At 74.1% G+C, this 14,604-nt stretch carries 16 protein-coding genes; 6 read left to right on the forward strand and 10 right to left on the reverse strand.

Annotation, left to right across the window (positions count from 1 at the left end; translation table 11 throughout):
• Nucleotides 1–129 precede the first annotated feature (129 nt).
• A complete protein-coding gene (gene gndA / locus ACZ4W5_RS05125) occupies nt 130–1,593 on the forward strand; it encodes an NADP-dependent phosphogluconate dehydrogenase (RefSeq protein WP_465652931.1) in 1,464 nt (487 codons plus the stop codon).
• Nucleotides 1,594–1,701: 108 nt separating this feature from the next.
• Here gndA and ACZ4W5_RS05130 read toward each other — a convergent pair whose 3' ends face one another.
• Together ACZ4W5_RS05130 and ACZ4W5_RS05135 are read right to left on the reverse strand one after the other, a co-directional pair.
• On the reverse strand, nt 1,702–2,253 hold the full coding sequence (locus tag ACZ4W5_RS05130; RefSeq protein WP_465652933.1) for a YciI family protein: 552 nt from the start codon (nt 2,251–2,253) through the stop codon (nt 1,702–1,704).
• A 105-nt stretch (nt 2,254–2,358) separates the two neighbouring features.
• On the reverse strand, nt 2,359–3,324 hold the full coding sequence (locus ACZ4W5_RS05135) for an alpha/beta hydrolase (RefSeq protein WP_465652934.1): 966 nt from the start codon (nt 3,322–3,324) through the stop codon (nt 2,359–2,361).
• 217 nt (nt 3,325–3,541) lie between these two features.
• Between ACZ4W5_RS05135 and ACZ4W5_RS05140 the strand changes: the two genes are divergently transcribed.
• A complete protein-coding gene (locus ACZ4W5_RS05140; protein WP_360231581.1) occupies nt 3,542–3,925 on the forward strand; it encodes a hypothetical protein in 384 nt (127 codons plus the stop codon).
• Nucleotides 3,926–3,960: 35 nt separating this feature from the next.
• Here ACZ4W5_RS05140 and ACZ4W5_RS05145 read toward each other — a convergent pair whose 3' ends face one another.
• The 4 genes from ACZ4W5_RS05145 to ACZ4W5_RS05160 form a co-directional block, all read right to left on the reverse strand.
• On the reverse strand, nt 3,961–4,386 hold the full coding sequence (locus tag ACZ4W5_RS05145; RefSeq protein ID WP_465652936.1) for an NUDIX hydrolase: 426 nt from the start codon (nt 4,384–4,386) through the stop codon (nt 3,961–3,963).
• 7 nt (nt 4,387–4,393) lie between these two features.
• Complete coding sequence (locus tag ACZ4W5_RS05150) at nt 4,394–4,948, reverse strand: nucleoside deaminase (RefSeq protein ID WP_465652938.1); 555 nt, start codon at nt 4,946–4,948, stop codon at nt 4,394–4,396.
• Between the two features lie 76 nt (nt 4,949–5,024).
• Nucleotides 5,025–5,495, reverse strand: a complete 471-nt coding sequence (cynS, locus tag ACZ4W5_RS05155; RefSeq protein WP_360231590.1) for a cyanase — start codon at nt 5,493–5,495, stop codon at nt 5,025–5,027.
• Nucleotides 5,496–5,574: 79 nt separating this feature from the next.
• Entirely contained in the window at nt 5,575–6,165 is a 591-nt protein-coding gene (locus tag ACZ4W5_RS05160; protein WP_360231593.1) for a carbonic anhydrase, read from the reverse strand.
• Nucleotides 6,166–6,291: 126 nt separating this feature from the next.
• Between ACZ4W5_RS05160 and cynR the strand changes: the two genes are divergently transcribed.
• On the forward strand, nt 6,292–7,221 hold the full coding sequence (cynR, locus tag ACZ4W5_RS05165) for a transcriptional regulator CynR (protein ID WP_465652941.1): 930 nt from the start codon (nt 6,292–6,294) through the stop codon (nt 7,219–7,221).
• 56 nt (nt 7,222–7,277) lie between these two features.
• Here cynR and ACZ4W5_RS05170 read toward each other — a convergent pair whose 3' ends face one another.
• Nucleotides 7,278–8,786: an FAD-dependent monooxygenase gene (locus ACZ4W5_RS05170; RefSeq protein ID WP_465652943.1), complete on the reverse strand. Its 1,509-nt coding sequence runs from the start codon at nt 8,784–8,786 to the stop codon at nt 7,278–7,280.
• A 157-nt stretch (nt 8,787–8,943) separates the two neighbouring features.
• Here ACZ4W5_RS05170 and ACZ4W5_RS05175 point away from each other — a divergent pair, with 157 nt between their 5' ends.
• On the forward strand, nt 8,944–9,927 hold the full coding sequence (locus ACZ4W5_RS05175; protein WP_465652945.1) for an Lrp/AsnC family transcriptional regulator: 984 nt from the start codon (nt 8,944–8,946) through the stop codon (nt 9,925–9,927).
• A gap of 17 nt (nt 9,928–9,944) precedes the next feature.
• On the opposite strand, the gene ACZ4W5_RS05180 is transcribed toward ACZ4W5_RS05175, so the two are convergent.
• Both ACZ4W5_RS05180 and ACZ4W5_RS05185 read right to left on the reverse strand, forming a co-directional pair.
• Nucleotides 9,945–10,754 carry a YhjD/YihY/BrkB family envelope integrity protein gene (locus tag ACZ4W5_RS05180; protein WP_360231605.1) on the reverse strand — a complete coding sequence of 270 codons (810 nt, stop codon included), beginning with the start codon at nt 10,752–10,754 and terminating at the stop codon, nt 9,945–9,947.
• 503 nt (nt 10,755–11,257) lie between these two features.
• Nucleotides 11,258–11,740 carry an ATP-binding protein gene (locus tag ACZ4W5_RS05185; RefSeq protein WP_465652947.1) on the reverse strand — a complete coding sequence of 161 codons (483 nt, stop codon included), beginning with the start codon at nt 11,738–11,740 and terminating at the stop codon, nt 11,258–11,260.
• A gap of 242 nt (nt 11,741–11,982) precedes the next feature.
• On the opposite strand from ACZ4W5_RS05185, the gene ACZ4W5_RS05190 reads away from it, so the two are divergent.
• Nucleotides 11,983–12,546 carry a YbaK/EbsC family protein gene (locus ACZ4W5_RS05190; protein WP_465652949.1) on the forward strand — a complete coding sequence of 188 codons (564 nt, stop codon included), beginning with the start codon at nt 11,983–11,985 and terminating at the stop codon, nt 12,544–12,546.
• Nucleotides 12,547–12,577: 31 nt separating this feature from the next.
• Here the strand turns inward: ACZ4W5_RS05190 and ACZ4W5_RS05195 are convergent, their stop codons facing one another.
• Nucleotides 12,578–12,844, reverse strand: coding sequence for a hypothetical protein (locus ACZ4W5_RS05195; RefSeq protein WP_360231617.1), 267 nt, complete (start codon nt 12,842–12,844; stop codon nt 12,578–12,580).
• Nucleotides 12,845–13,260: 416 nt separating this feature from the next.
• Between ACZ4W5_RS05195 and ACZ4W5_RS05200 the strand changes: the two genes are divergently transcribed.
• Nucleotides 13,261–14,436: a ricin-type beta-trefoil lectin domain protein gene (locus tag ACZ4W5_RS05200; RefSeq protein ID WP_465652952.1), complete on the forward strand. Its 1,176-nt coding sequence runs from the start codon at nt 13,261–13,263 to the stop codon at nt 14,434–14,436.
• Nucleotides 14,437–14,604: the final 168 nt, after the last annotated feature.

Below are 14,604 nucleotides of genomic sequence, written 5' to 3' on the forward strand. Positions count from 1 at the left end.
CCCCCGGGCGGGCGGCACCGTCCGACGGTGATCCTGGACTCCGACCGCCCCCGGCGGTCCTTCGCGTGCGCGGCACGCGGTCGGCGCGCACTCCTCCGTCGGCCGGCCCCGAGGAAGGAAGCACAGCTCATGGACGCATCCGCGATCGGTTCGGCACAGATCGGCGTGACGGGCCTGGCGGTCATGGGCCGCAACCTGGCGCGGAACTTCGCCCGCAACGGCTACACGGTCGCGGTGCACAACCGCACCCCGGCCCGGACCAGGGCCCTGGTCGAGGAGTTCGGCCACGAGGGCACCTTCGTCCCCGCCGAGTCGCCGCGGGACTTCGTGGCCGCGCTGGAACGTCCGCGCCGCCTGCTGATCATGGTGAAGGCCGGCGGGCCCACCGACGAGGTCATCGAGGAGTTCGCGCCGCTGCTGGAGCCCGGCGACATGATCGTCGACGGCGGCAACGCGCACTTCGCGGACACCCGCCGCCGGGAGCGGGCGCTGCGCGAGCAGGGCATCCACTTCGTCGGCAGCGGCGTCTCCGGCGGGGAGGAGGGCGCCCTGCTCGGCCCCTCGGTCATGCCCGGCGGCTCCGCCGAGTCGTACACCGTGCTCGGCCCCATGCTGGAGCGGATCAGCGCCCAGGTGGACGGCGAGCCGTGCTGCACCCACATCGGCACCGACGGGGCCGGCCACTTCGTGAAGATGGTCCACAACGGCATCGAGTACGCCGACATGCAGCTCATCGCCGAGGCCTACCACCTGCTGCGGGACGTCGGCGGGTACTCCCCCGCCGAGATCGCCTCCATCTTCGAGCGCTGGAACCAGGGCCGGCTCGACTCCTACCTGATCGAGATCACCGCCGAGGTCCTCGCCCACACCGACGCCGACACCGGCAAGCCCTTCGTCGACGTCGTCCAAGACGCCGCCGAGCAGAAGGGCACCGGGCGCTGGACCGTGCAGACCGCCCTCGACCTCGGCTCCCCGGTCACCGCCATCGCCCAGGCCACCTTCGCCCGGGTCGCCTCCTCCCGGACGGCGCTGCGCGAGGCCTACCGGCCGCTGCCCGGCGGCACCGTGCACCCGATGCACCCGCACGAGGCCGAGCGCTTCACCCGGGACGTCGAGCAGGCCCTCTACGCCTCCAAGGTCATCGCCTACGACCAGGGCTGGACGATGATCCGCGACGCGGCGGCCGAGTACGGCTGGGACATCGACCTCGGCGCGGTGGCGAAGATCTGGCGCGGCGGCTGCATCATCCGGGCCGCCTTCCTCGACCGGATCCGCGCCGCCCACGCCGCCAACCCCGACCTGGTCAGCCTGCTCGCGGAACCGCAGTTCGCCACCGAGGTCGCCGACGCCCAGGCCGCCTGGCGCACGGTCGTCGCCGGGGCCGCCCAGCACGGCATCCCGGTGCCGGCGTTCTCCGCCGCGCTCGCCTACTACGACACCCTGCGCAGCGAGCGGCTGCCCGCGGCGCTGATCCAGGGCCAGCGCGACTTCTTCGGCGCCCACACCTACCGCCGCACCGACCGGCCGGGCAGCTACCACACCCGCTGGGCCGAGCCCGGCCGGGCGGAGGAACGTACGGACGCCGGGGGTTAGCCCGCGCGGCGGCGGTCAGCCCGGCGCGGCGGCGGTCAGCCCGGCGCGGCGGCGGTCAGCCCGCTCCCGGTCAGGACGGGAGCGGGCCGGCCGTACGGGAACGGGCCGTCAGGACGGGCGGCCGCCGAACTGCCAGCGGTGCACCTCGACGTCGGCGTAGCCGTCAGCGGTCAGCACCGCCCGTGCCGCGTCCGGATCCGGCGCCCCGAGCAGGGCCGCCGTGCCCAGCCAGGCCGTCCCGTCGTCGGAGAGCAGCGGCCCGTAGGCGATGAGCTCCTCCCGGTCGGCCGGGACCGCGAGGTCGACGGGCTGCCCGCCGCCGAGGCCGAGCACGAGGTAGCGGGTGTCCTCGGTCCAGCCGCCGGGGAAGTCCCACATGGTGCGCCCCAGCAGGTTGCGCCACCGCCGCAGCAGGACGTCCCGGTAGACCCCGGCCTGGTAGCCCGGCTCCTCGAAGGCGAACGCCCGGGCGGCGGCGGGACCGGGCAGGTCGAGGATGTGCACGCTGCCGGTGGGCAGGGCCCCGTCGTCGGTGAGCGTCGGCCCCCGGGCGATCATCTCCTGCGCGAACCCGTCCATGTAGGACCAGTGCGCTTCGAGCAGTTCGTCGCGCAGCGGCAGGGATCCGGGCCGGTCGCGGTGGTAGCAGAGGAACTCCATCCCGGTAGCATCCCGCCGGGCGGCCGCCCCGGTCGAGCCGATTTCGGCCCCGGCTGCCCGGCCCCGGGAGTTAGCCCGGCGCGGCGGTGCCACGGCACCGTCACGTCATCGCTGGAGCACGCGCCGCAGCCACCGGGTGCGGGCCTCCTGGGCGTCCCGGGCCAGGGCCGCGTGCGGGGCGAGGGTGTCGAAGCCGTGGCAGGCGCCGGGCCAGACGTGGAGTTCGGCCTCGCCGCCCGCCCGCCAGATCGCGTCGGCGTAGGCGACGGCCTCGTCCCGGAAGGTCTCGGCCGAGCCCACGTCCAGGTAGGCGGCGGGCAGCCCGGTGAGGTCGGTGGCGCGGGCCGGGGCGGCGTACGGGGAGAGGTCGGCGGCGCCGTGGCGGTCGCCGAGCACGGCCTGCCAGGCGGTGGCGTTGGAGGCGCGGTCCCAGGTGTCGTGACCGACCATCTGGTGGCTGGAGAAGGTGCCGCCGCGGTCGTCGAGCATCGGGCTGAGCAGCAGTTGGCCGATCGGCGTCGGTCCACCACGGTCGCGGACCAGGTGGGCGAGGGCGGCGGCGAGCCCGCCACCGGCGCTCTTGCCGCCGATGACCAGGCGCCCGGCGTCCACGGCCAGTTCGTCCGCGTGCTCGGCCACCCAGCCGAGCCCGGCGTAGCAGTCCTCGACGGCCCCTGGAAAGCGGGTGCGCGGCGCCAGCGGGTACTCGACGGAGACCACGGCCAGCCGCAGGGGCAGGGCCCAGGAGCGCAGCACCCGGGGCAGGACGGACCACGCGTTGCCCGTCACCATCCCGCCGCCGTGCAGGTAGTAGAGCAGCGGCAGCGGCTCGCGGACCCCGGCGGGCCGCGCGCTGACCAGGGTGAGCGCGCCGTCGCCGTCGGCCCGTGGCACCTGCAGCTCCGTCACCTCGAACCGGCCGCCGTCGCTCAGCCGGTCGATCGTCGGCCGGGGCCGAACCCGCGCGTCCCGTTCCTGCCAGGCCGCCAGGCCCTCCGGGGTGAGCACCTCCCGCGCCCGCGCCCCGGCGGCCTCCACCGCCGCCCGTACCTCCGGATCCAGCGGAGGCACCCGTCGGCCCACCGAACCACCCACCACCAGTACCCCCTCCCCGACGGACACCCGGTCGGCGCCCCGTCCGCGCCCAGCTTGCCAGGCCCGCCCCGACGACGGCGTGGAGGGGCTCGACTCCCGGATCGACGCGGACGGAAACCCGCTGGCGCGGTGGCCGGGCGGGGAGTTGACTGACCTGCCGAGGGCGTGAACACCGCTCGGCGAAGGGGGAGTTGTGGAGGACCCGCAGTTCACCGTACGGCTCGCCGGCCCCTCGCCCCGGGGCGTGGTGCGGCTCAGGGCGGTCCGTACGGTGACGGGGCTGAGCCTGTTCCACAGCGGTCTGGCCCTGGACGCCGGGACGGCCGTCCTCCTGGCGGAGGTCCCCTTCGAGGTCGCCGCCCCCGCCGCGCGGGACCTGCGCCGGGCGGGCGTGGCGGTCGCGGTCAGCTGCGGCGCCTGCCGCCGCACCCTGCCCGAGGACGGCGCCCCGGTCGCCCCCGCTCCGTGTGCCGGGCGCTACTTCGCCACCGCCCACTGCCGGGCCAACTCCCTGACCACCTGCGACTGCGAGCACTGCACCGAGTTCGGCCCGCTGCCCGGGCTCACCGCACCCTGAGCCGCACCGCGGCGAACCGCGGCGGACCGCAGCGGTCACCAGCGCAGGAGCCGGCCGGTGGCGGCGAGGTGGTCGAGGACCGTGCGGGTGGTGGCGCTGGCGCGGGGGTGGTCACCGTGGGTGAGGTGGGCGAGCTCGGCGATCTCGCCACAGGGGGTGGGGGTGCCCGTGTGGTCGGCGGTGTAGCAGCTGGTGCGGACCAGGGTGCCGGCGGGTTTGCCGTGGGCGGGGGCTTCGACCGTCAGCAGCGGCCGGACGGTCGCCCGGTCCAGGGTGACGCCGAGTTCCTCGGCGATCTCGCGGGCGAGGGCCTCGGGGTGGGTCTCACCGGGCTCGGGCTTGCCGCCCGGCAGGTAGAACAGCTCACGGCCGTGGGTCCGGGCGGCGAGGAGGCCGCCGTCCTGGAGTTGGATCCAGGCCACCTTCTCGATCACCCCGATCACCCCGATCTCTTCGGTCATCCCGGCCTCAACCCGCCGTCGGAGCAGTCGACGCGGTCGGAGCGGTCGGAGCGGTCGGAGCGGTCGGGCCCGTGGGGGCACCCGCGACCCGGCGCTCGCCGCCGTTGCGCTGCTGCCAGAGGCGGTACACCTCGACCGCGTCCGCGCTCGGCGCGTGCCGCATCGGCAGTCGGCGCTGGTCCCAGGGCTTGGCGAACTCACCGTAGAAGGTGTCGAGTTCGAAGTACCTGCGGTCGTCGACGTAGTGCGGCTCGTAGGCTTCGCGGGTGGTGAGGAAGACCACCTCGTCCGGCGAGCAGTAGTACAGCGAGCCCAGGCACATCGGGCAGGGGTGGGCCAGGACGTAGATGGTGGTGCCGGTCAGGTGCTCGGTGCCGAGCCTGGTGCAGGCCTCGCGGATGGCGAGGATCTCCGCGTGCGCGGTGGGGTCGTCGGTCTGGGCGACCTGGTTGGCGCTCTCCGCCAGGATCCGGCCGTCCTTGACGATGACGGTCGCGAACGGGCGGCCGCCCTCCTCGACGTTGCGGCGGGCGAGGTCGATGGTGCGCTGGACGAAGTCCACGGTGTCCTCCTGAGTGGGGCCGGGGCGGCGGGGCGGGTGGTGGCACCGCCCCGCCGCACGGGAAGAAGAGGGTGGGTCAGAACGGCTTGGTCGGCAGGTACTTGCCGTCCATGGTGATGACGGCGCGCTCGCCGCCCTCGGGGTCGGCGACCTTCCGCACGTCGAGCTTGAAGTTGATCGCGGAGATGATGCCGTCGCCGAACTGCTCGTGGACGAGGGCCTTGAGGGTGGTGCCGTAGACCTGGAGCATCTCGTAGAAGCGGTAGATGGTCGGGTCGGTGGGGATGCCGCCGGGGATCGAGCCGCGGGTGGGGATGGTCCGGAGCAGCAGAGCCGCGTCCGCGTCCAGGCCCAGCAGCTCGGCGACGGCCTCGGCGGACTCCTTGGGCAGGGCGTGCTGGCCCAGGACGGCGGCGGTGGTGAAGGCGACCGACAGGCCGGAGACGTCGGCGATCTGCTGCCAGGTGAGGTCCTTGCGGGTCTTGGCCTCGACGGCGGCGGCGGCCAGCAGCTGGCGGGCGGTGGGGTCGAACTGGGCGTGCACCATGGGGGGGTTCCTTCTCGTGGTTGACGGGATTCCCGGTCGCGCGGCAAGCGGCGATCCGGGGAAGGGGCTGGGGTGGCGGTCAGGCCGCTACGGCGGCGTGGCCGGCGGCGGTGAGGTCTTCGACCTGCCCGGTGGCGATGTCGAAGACCCAGCCGCGCAGGGTGAGCGCCCGCGCGGCCAGGGCGCGGGCGACGGACGGGTGGGTGGCCAGGTTCGCCAGCTGGGCGAGCACGTTCTGCCGCACCAGGGCCGGGACGTCCCCGGTGGTGGCCGTGCGCGCCACCGAGGCGTCGGCGAGCCGCAGCCAGTCGGCGACGGCCGGGGCCGCGCTGAGGTCGTGGCCGTGGGCGAGGGCGGTCATCGCCCCGCACCCGGAGTGCCCGCAGACCACGACGTCCCGCACTCCCAGGGCGGCGACGGCGTACTCGATGCTCGCGGTGACGCCGTCTGCCCCGGGGGTGTAGGCGGGCACCAGGTTGCCCGCGGTCCGGATCACGAACAGCTCACCCGGGTCCGAGCCGGTGATCAGCTCCGGCACGACGCGGGCGTCGGAGCAGCCGATGAACAGCGTGTGCGGGCTGTGGTCGGCGGCGAGCCGGGCGAAGAGCTCCTCCTTGGCGGGGAACACGTCCCGCTGGAAGTACGCGATGCCCTCGGCGAAGTCACGCATGTGGTCACTTCCTCTCGTGGCGCCGGGCCGGTGCGGCCTGGCGAGATCCACAGTGCACGACCTGGGGCTATAGCGTCCAAGACCTGCTACCGATGCTTTCCATCGATGGCGTCTATAGTTCGGTTCATGGCCCTGGAACTGCGCCATCTGCGCTATCTGCTCGCCGTGGCCGACCACGGCAACTTCACCCGCGCCGCCGAGGAGCTGCACATCTCCCAGCCGACGCTGTCCCAGCAGGTCAAGCAGCTCGAACGGACCCTGGGCGCCCAGCTGCTCGACCGCACCGGCCGCACCGTGCGCCTCACCGACGCCGGACGGGCGTACGCCCACCACGCCCGCGGCGCGCTGCGGGACCTCGCCGCCGCCGAACGCGCCGTCCACGACGTCCAGGACCTCTCACGCGGGCGGCTGCGCCTGGCCGTCACCCCGACCTTCACCGCCTACCTCGTCGGCCCGCTCGCCGCCGAGCTCCACACCCGGCACCCCGGCATCGCCCTGACCGTCCGGGAGACCAGCCAGGACCGCATCGAAACCGGTCTGCTCACCGACGAGTTCGACCTCGGCATCGCCTTCCACGGGCCCCACCTGCCCGGCGTCACCGCCACCGCGCTGTTCACCGAGCACCTCACCCTGGTCACCGGGTCCGGCACCGGCACCGGAGCCGCCGGCGCCGACACCGGCCTCGACGGCCCGCTCCCGGTCCGGGAGCTCGCCGATCGCCGACTGGCCCTGCTCAGCGGCGACTTCGCCACCCGCGGCCACATCGACGACTACCTCGCCCGGCACGGCGTCAGCCCGCGGATCGCCGTCGAGGCCAACTCCGTCCAGGCCCTGACCGAGGTCGTCCAGCGCACCCCGCTCGCCACCGTGCTCCCGGACGCCGTCACGCACGACCACCCGCGGCTCGCCCGTATCCCGCTCGAACCGCCCCTCCCCACCCGCACCGTCGCCCTGCTGCGCCGCGCCGAGGCCTACCGGAGCGCCGCCGCCGGGGCCTTCACCGAGCTCGTGCACGACCTGGTCCGCGCCCGCGGCTACCCGCCGCCGCCCGGGTGAGCCGGATCGCCCCCGCACCAGGAGCGGTACGGGGGCGCAACGCAATTGACGGGGCGTCAGACAAGCGAGCGCGGGGTGCCAAACCAGCGGGTGAGGGACGGCCGGAGGGTCTCCGGGGTGCCCACCCAGCAGACATGGCCGTCCGCGCGGATCAGCATCGGTTCGACAGGCGCTCCCCCGTCGAACCGGTCCACCCGGTCGGACCAGGGGGCGACGGCCTCGGCGAGGACGCCCTGCGGGTCCAGCAGCACTCCCCGGCCGGAGCGCAGGAGTTGGTGCAGCCGCGCCGGGCCGAGGTCCGCGTCCGGCACCGGCCCGCCGAGCAGCGGGTGGGGGCCGGTGTCCGGCATCGGGTAGCGGGTGGCCGTCCCGGACATCACCTCGCTGAGCCGGCGGCGGACCTCCGGCAGGGCGATCAGCTCGGTGAAGAGGTCCCGGGTGGCCAGCACGTCCGGATCGCGGCTGCCCGCCCAGTCCATCAGCAGGCCCTGGGCCTGGACGTTGCGCAGCACGGTGGTCCCGGTCAGGTGGCGTTCGGTGTGGTAGCTGTCGAGCAGGCCCTCCGGCGCCCAGCCCCGGACGGCGGCGCCGAGCTTCCAGCCGAGGTTGAAGGCGTCCTGCATGCCCCCGTTCATGCCCTGGGCGCCGAGCGGGAGGTGGACGTGGGCCGCGTCGCCGGCCAGGAACACCCGCCCGTGCCGGTACCGGGCGACCTGCCGGGCCGCGTTGGTGATGCGGCGGGCGTGGCACAGTTCGAGCAGCTGCACCCGCTCGCCGAACACGGCCCGCAGCCCCTCGCGGATCTCCTCCTCGGTGATCGGGACGTCCCTGGGCAGCGAGCGGCCCGGCCCGCCCATGGCGAGTCGGCGCAGCGGGCGGCCCCGGCCGTCGGTGCCGAGCGGGAAGATCCCCGTCCAGTGGCCGTCCGGGCTGCGGTGGTGGGTGGGCAGGTCGTCGGCGCCGCTCAGCCGTACGTCTGCGGCGATCGTCGTCAAGGTACCTGCCCGGCCCGGGAATTCGGCCTTGAGCAGGGACCGTACGGTGCTGTGGCCGCCGTCGGCGGCGACCAGGTGGCGGGCCCGGACCACCTGGCCCCCGGCGAAGGTCGCGGTGACGGCCTCCTCGTCCTGGGCGAGGTCGACCAGCTCGTGGTCGCGCCGGACGGTGAGGCCCTGCGCGGCGAGGTGCTCCTCCAGGAAGGCCTCCAGCACGACCTGGGGGACGGAGCGCCAGGGCCGGCGCGGGCGGAAGGCGCCCGGCCCAGGACCGGCGGCCGACCCGAAATCGTCAGCCGACCCGGGATCGGCGGCCGGGGCGTCCGGCAGCGGGATGCCCGCGAAGTGGCTCCCGCCGACGGGGTGGTCCCCGCCGGCCAACAGCGGTTCCAGCAGGCCGCGCTGGTCCAGCAGCTCCAGGGTGCGGGTCTGCACGCCGCCCGCCCGGGACAGGGTGCTGCGAGCGGGCAGGCGGTCGGCGACTACGGTCGACACGCCCGCCAGCAGCAGCTCGTTGGCCGCCGTCAGGCCGGTCGGGCCGGCTCCGACGACCAGTACGTCGGTGTCCATGGTGTTTCTCCTCGGGTCCGTCGGGTGGTTCCGTCCGGCTCGTGGTCCCTCGACCGGCCGGGTTCCGTTGACGGGCCAACGCTCGCTCCACCAGCGACCGTTGGCCCAGTGACCGGCGCGATGGTGCCGGAATCCGACACCGGCTACCCTCGGCACGGTGGAATCCGACTACGACGAGCTGGACCGCCGCCTCGTCCACGCCCTGCAGATCGACGGCCGGGCCCCGTTCAGCACCATCGCCACCGCCCTCGGGGTGTCGGACCGCACCGTCGCCCGCCGGTACGCCAGGCTCCGCTCGACCGGCGCGGTGCGGGTGCTCGGCGGGGTCGACCCGCTCGCGCTGGGCGCCGAACTGTGGCTGCTGCGGGTGCGCTGCGCGCCCTCCGCCGCGGTCGCGGTCGCCGAGGCGCTGGCCCGCCGCCCCGACAGCTCCTGGGTCAGCCTCACCTCCGGCGGCACCGAGATCACCTGCACCGTCCGCGCCGAGACCGAGGCCGACAGCGAGGCCCTGCTGCTGGCCCGGCTCCCCCGCACCCCGCGGGTCGAGGGGGTGAGCGCGCACTCAGTACTGCACTCCTTCTACGGCGGCCCGGACAGCCTGATCGCCAAGCTCGGCCCGCTGGACGGGACCACCGTCGCGGCCCTGCGCCCGCCCGCGCCGCCCCCACCGGCCGGGCCGGTCCACCGGTCCGGGCCGGTGCGGCTGGACGACGGCGACCGCCGGCTGCTCGCTGCCCTCGAAGCGGACGGCCGCGCCGGGTTCGAGGAACTGGCCACCGCCACCGGCTGGTCGCCGACGACCGTCCGGCGCCGGATGACGGAGCTGCGCGAACGCGGGGTGCTCTACCTGGACATCGACTGCGACCCGCACCTGCTCGGTGTCGGAACCCGGACCCTGCTGTGGATCTCGGTCGCTCCCCCGTACCTGGAGGAGGCCGGCCGGGCACTGGCCGGGCACCCGGAGGTCGCCTTCGCCTGCGCCACGACCGGGCCGACCAACCTGTACGCCACCGTGGTCTGCGCGGACCAGCGCGCGCTGTACCGCTACCTGACCACCCGGGTGGCCGCACTCCCGGCGGTCAGCCACGTCGAGACGGCACCCGCGATCCGGACCGTCAAGCAGGCCGCGAACCGGAGGTAGGGCCCTGCCGTGCGTGGTCACGGTGTGCGGCGGGCCTGGACCAGGACGCGTCCGGCCAGCGCGCCGGCGTACACGGTGTAGCCGACGCCGATCAGCCAGGACTGGACGATCAGCACCGTCCCCACCGTCCCGTAGGAGACGGCGTTGGACACCAGCAGGGGTGCGAAGACCAGCCGGGAGAACAGCCGGAGCCCGGCCAGCGCCACCATCGTGGCGACGGCTCCCGGCAGCAGGTCCCTGGCCGGGACGCGTCCGGCGAGCAGCAGGCGCTGGAGCCACCAGAACAGCACGACGCCGCCGACCGTCGTCGCGGCGATGCGGACGGAGGGCTGGACGGCCGAGTGGCGCCACGGCAGACCACTCATGGCGGCGAGCACGATGTACCCGGTCAGCGCGGCCAGTCCGAGGGTCTGGCGCCAGACGGCGTGCCACGGCCCGCGGTCGAGCTCCCAGATGCGTTCGTAGACCCCCTGGATCGAGGCCATCAGGGAGACCCCGAAGACGGCCAGCGCGGCGAGGCCGAAGCCCGTGGTGGTGCTGAGCACCTGGCCGCGGGGGACGAAGAGCTGATGGACGGCGGCGGCGCCCCGGCCGGACAGGCCCAGGCCGTCGGTGATCCACTCGGCGATCCCGGTGCCCCGCGCCGGGAAGGCGGCGGCGATGACGATCAGCAGCGGGACGAGGGTCACGAAGAACAGCGCGGCGAAGGCCATCGAGCGCTGGAGCAGCTCGACCGTACGGCCCTGTTCCCACACGCTCCGGACCACCGTCCGCAGCAACTGCCACCAGGTACGGACGCGCGGTGCGGCCCGGCCGCGACGGGGCACCTCAACCACCCGGGGCGGCGGGCGGCGACGGTCGGTTCAGGAGCACGGCATCCTCCCTGGTCTCGGCACCCGTGGTTCTCGCCTGTTCTCGGCACCCCGTTGGCACATCCCGTCAGGATGCCACCGACGGGGCGCCCCGATGCCCCGCCGGCCCTACTCCACCCGGGCGTCGGCTCCCTTCGGCGGCGATTCACGTTTCGGGTGGTTTACTGCGCTTTCCCTGGGTACACGCGCTCGGGCCACCGCCTCCGCCACGAGAGGAGTCACCGCCATGCCCGCCCAGATGACCGTCCCGACTCCCCCTGATCCGGACACCGAGCCGTTCCCCCACCCCAACCCCGCACCGAAGCCGGGCCCGGGCCCCGACCCGGTGCCGCCGCCCATCCCCCCGTTCCCGGATCCGGGCCCGATCCCCGCGCCCGATCCGGCACCGCCGCCCGAGCCGTACGCCGGCCCCGGGCGGGCCTGACCCCTCGGCCTGACCCCTCACCCCGGGGTACGGATCAGCTCCCGAAGGCCCTACGGTCGATCGCGGCCCTGCCGTCCATCGGGGCCGCGACCTCCAGCCACACCAGCTTCCCCGCGCCCTCGGCCTCGCAGCCCCAGTCCCGCGCCAGCCGGTCCACCACCCGGAGGCCATGGCCGCCGGGACGCCCCGGGTCGGCGAGCGGGCGCAGTTGCGGCGGGTCCGGGCTCGCGTCCGAGACCTCCACCCGCAGCCGCTCACCGTTCCACCTCAGCCGCAGTTCCCGGGGGCCGCCGGGCGCGTGCAGACACGCGTTGGAGACCAGCTCCGAGACCATCAGCAGGACGTCCTCCGCCACGGCCAGCCGCTCGGCGTCCGGGGCGGGCAGCCACTGCCAACCCACCAGGGTCCGGCGGCTGAAATCCCGGGAGCGCTGCACCGCCCCCTCGGTGCCGTACAGCACCAGCCGCCTGGTCAGGTCGGAGGACGGTGGCGCGGGTCCTTCCCGGTCACGCTTCATGCCGCACTCCTCACTCCACGCCGCCGCCGGCAGGCCGACGCACTCCTGCTCCCCCGCGGTACTCCTGCCCCCGCCGGACTGCTCGGTCGGCCGTGCCATGGCGCACTCGCGGACGGCCGGGCCCGGGAACCCGCCGCCCAGGACGGGGCCGGGCTCACCACCTCGTCCACGTCCATGCCCCTCGCCTGCCCAACCCCGCCGCCGGGAAACAGCCGGTTGCCGGTCCGCGCTAGAGTCCCCCCATGAGCGATCCGGTGCGCCCTCCCTTCGGGAACTTCACGGCCGTCCTCCCGGCACTGGAGGTCTGCGACGACCTCGCCGCCCCCGTGGCCGATGCCCTGAAGAACTGGGACGCACGGGAGGCAGCCGAGTCCGTGCTGTACGTGGACACCGACCCCAAGAAGGCGGACACCGCGGTGTTCTGCGAGTTCTACGAGGCACCGCCGGAGCTCTCCGCGAACTGCGTGGTGGTCGCGGCCAAGCGCGGCGGGGAGGTCACCCTGGCCGCCTGCCTCGCCCTCGCCTCCACCCGGGTGGACGTGAACAAGGCCGTCCGTACCCACCTGGGGGCGCGGAAGGCATCGTTCGCGCCGATGGACACCGCGGTCGACCTGACCGGCATGGAGTACGGCGGCATCACCCCCGTCGGCCTGCCCGGCACCTGGCCGCTGCTCATCGACGAGGCGGTGGCCGCGGCCCCCTCCGTCCTGATCGGCAGCGGCCGACGCCGGGGCAAGCTCATCCTCCCCGGTTGGGCCCTGGCCCAGCTCCCGGGCGCCGAGGTGCTGGCAGGCCTGGCCGCCTGAGAAAGCCCGAACCGCTGCGGGCGCCCCGCGATCACAGCGTGCGCAGGGCCCGCTCGCACTCCTGGCACCGCCGCTCGGCGAGCACGGGCGGGTACCACGGGTCCCCGGGCCGGGTCGGCCGGTAGTGCGCGTGCTCCAACGGTCCGGTCTCCAGCCCGCACAGGGTGTACGGCTGCGGGTCCTCCGGAACCTCGGGATCGGCCCCGGCGGCGTGCACCGCGAACACGGTGGGTTCGACACCCTCCGCACCGATGGCCCCGTCGGATTCCAGCTCGAAGAGCACAATGATCGATCCCATGCCCCGAGCCTCGATCATCCCCTGCCGACCCACATCCGGGGGTGGGCCGTTCGAGCCCACACCCGCCACCCTGCCGACTTCGCACGCAATCACACGACCCGGCGGCTCATCCCGCTTCCGCAGAGACCGACTTGAGAAGTGCAGGTCCTGGCCAGTTCGCGGCCGCAGTCCTGAGCGGTGCGAAGTGCGACCGAATTGGGCATGAGATCGCACAATCACCCTGCGGCTGACGTGAATTCGCCGAGCCTGAATACCACTCGAACCGTGCTGTCGTCCGTACACTTCCCAACGGGTGGAGTGGAATTCACCATTCCCGTACCGCCCGGTGTGATTTTTCCGGAAGAGCTTCCGATCCGTTCGCGACATTTCGCGTCAGTGGCATTCCCCCGCATCATCACTCCACCGAGGAGGACCCTTTGCGCTTCCGCACCAGATCCACCAGACCCACCGGACTCATCGCGCGAGCAGTCGGCGCGACCCTCTCCCTGCTGATCGCCGCCCTGGGACTCGCCGGTCCGGCGGCGGCTGCGGGCTCGACCCCCGGCTCGTACAGCTACTACGGCTTCCCCGCCGCGACCTCGGCCCTGAGCTCGGTCACCTTCGGCACCACCGTCCAGTCCGACCCCGGACGGGGCAACGTCTTCTGGTCGCACCAGTTCGGTTTCACCAACGGGGTCTCCGGCTACATCGGCATGCAGCGGCACCGCACCGATCCCGGCATGTTCCTGTTCTCGCTGTGGGGCTCGACCGGCGCACAGCCCGGCGACAGCGGCACGTACTGCCAGACCTTCGCCGAGAGCGGAAGCGGTGGCTACACCTGCCGCCTCGACGCGGGATTCACCGCGGGCCACGGCTACCGCTACGACATCACACCCGCGGCCCCCGGCTGGTACCGGGCGAAGATCACCGACACGACCGCCGGGACCTCGTTCGTGCTCGGCACCCTCCAGGTCGGTTCCGGGCTGATCCAGGCGAAGGGCATGGTCGACTGGGTCGAGTACTTCGACTGGAACAACAACGCGGCGACCTGCGCCGACGAGCCCTACTCCGCCGCCCTGTTCACCGCGCCCACCGGGGTCGACGCGACCAACGGGTCGACCGTCCACGCCACCGTCACCAGCACGTCGGTCAGCAGCACCTGCTCCAGGCAGGCGACCGTCACCCCGGTGACCGGAGGCAGCACCCACCGCGACGCCATCGGCAACAGCCCGTCCGGTTCCATCACCGGCATCGGCGGCCAGTGCGTGGACATCACCGACGGCTCCAGCACCGACGGCACCCGGCTGGAGCTGTGGCCCTGCGGCCGGTGGTCGAACAACCAGAACTGGGTGCTGGCCGACGACGGCACCGTCCACGCCCTGTTCAAGTGCATGACCGCCCTCGGCTCCGGCACCGCCAACGGCACCGCCGTCGTGCTCTCCACCTGCGACGGATCCCCCGGCCAGCAGTGGGCCCTGACCAACGGCACCCTGGTCAACCCGAACTCCCGCCGCTGCCTCGACGCCACCGGCGGCAACAGCACGGCCGGTACCCGGCTGGAGCTGTGGGACTGCACCGGCAACGCAAACCAGCGGTGGCACACTCCGGCCTGATGCGGCCCGTGCCCGGCGCTCACTGCGGGCGCTGGTGGTGCTGCCCGGGTTCCTCGGCGTGGGCGGCAAGGGCGGCGGGGGGGGGGGGGGGGGGGGGGGGGGGGGGGGGGGGGGGGGGGGGGGGGGGGGGGAGGGGCGGGAGGAACAAGAACGAAAACCATGCAACCC

The sequence above is a fragment of the Kitasatospora sp. NPDC029367 genome, assembly GCF_055569135.1.

Excerpts from the sequence above, each read along its gene's own strand:
- gndA (WP_465652931.1), top strand. The coding sequence starts at position 130 with ATGGACGCATCCGCGATCGGTTCGGCACAGATCGGCGTGACGGGCCTG.
- ACZ4W5_RS05130 (WP_465652933.1), bottom strand. The coding sequence starts at position 2,253 with ATGGAGTTCCTCTGCTACCACCGCGACCGGCCCGGATCCCTGCCGCTG.
- ACZ4W5_RS05145 (WP_465652936.1), bottom strand. The coding sequence starts at position 4,386 with ATGACCGAAGAGATCGGGGTGATCGGGGTGATCGAGAAGGTGGCCTGG.
- cynS (WP_360231590.1), bottom strand. The coding sequence starts at position 5,495 with ATGGTGCACGCCCAGTTCGACCCCACCGCCCGCCAGCTGCTGGCCGCC.
- ACZ4W5_RS05160 (WP_360231593.1), bottom strand. The coding sequence starts at position 6,165 with ATGCGTGACTTCGCCGAGGGCATCGCGTACTTCCAGCGGGACGTGTTC.
- cynR (WP_465652941.1), top strand. The coding sequence starts at position 6,292 with ATGGCCCTGGAACTGCGCCATCTGCGCTATCTGCTCGCCGTGGCCGAC.
- ACZ4W5_RS05170 (WP_465652943.1), bottom strand. The coding sequence starts at position 8,786 with ATGGACACCGACGTACTGGTCGTCGGAGCCGGCCCGACCGGCCTGACG.
- ACZ4W5_RS05185 (WP_465652947.1), bottom strand. The coding sequence starts at position 11,740 with ATGAAGCGTGACCGGGAAGGACCCGCGCCACCGTCCTCCGACCTGACC.
- ACZ4W5_RS05190 (WP_465652949.1), top strand. The coding sequence starts at position 11,983 with ATGAGCGATCCGGTGCGCCCTCCCTTCGGGAACTTCACGGCCGTCCTC.
- ACZ4W5_RS05195 (WP_360231617.1), bottom strand. The coding sequence starts at position 12,844 with ATGGGATCGATCATTGTGCTCTTCGAGCTGGAATCCGACGGGGCCATC.